This is a genomic window from Streptomyces sp. DH12, from assembly GCF_020873895.1.
In the GTDB taxonomy this organism is placed as follows: Bacteria; Actinomycetota; Actinomycetes; order Streptomycetales; family Streptomycetaceae; genus Streptomyces.
Map to the genome: position 1 here is coordinate 1 of NZ_JAHWGT010000802.1, position 485 is coordinate 485.

Annotated in this window: 1 protein-coding gene; it reads right to left on the reverse strand. The window is 72.8% G+C overall.

The window, feature by feature from the left end; genetic code table 11:
• Position 1: 1 nt before the first annotated feature.
• Entirely contained in the window at positions 2–319 is a 318-nt protein-coding gene (locus tag LPA54_RS37145; protein ID WP_132406460.1) for a WXG100 family type VII secretion target, read from the reverse strand.
• Between the last annotated feature and the right edge of the window lie 166 nt (positions 320–485).

Here is a 485-nt window from a genome sequence, read left to right on the forward strand (position 1 = left end):
GCTACAGCGGCAGCTGGATGCTGCGGTTGGTGCCGGCGACCCGGCCGGCGGCCTCGTTGTCGGACACGTCGTACTGCTGGCCGGCGGTGCGGATGGCGGTGGCGGTCTCCCGCAGCGCCCGCTGCAACGCCGCCTGGTCCTGCGACCACTGCTGCTTCACCTGCTCGAACGAGCGCCCGCCGGCACCCCGCCAGGCCTGCTGCAACACCTCCAGCTCGGCCAGCAGGCCGGTCAGCATGGACTGCAGGGACTGGTCCACCTGCTCGAACTTCGCGGCGGTCTGCTGCATCACCGCGGCTTCTGCCTGGGTCTGGGACACCCGGACGTCACCTCGTCTCCTCGATCGTGGCTGGCCGTCGGACGCGCCCGCGGCGGACGCACCGCTCGCCTCTCCCGGCGGCCGGCGCCGGGACGGGATAAGGTCAGCGAACTCGTCGCTGACGGTAGCCGCCCGGTGGCGGTTCTGCTACCCCGCCCTGCTCCCC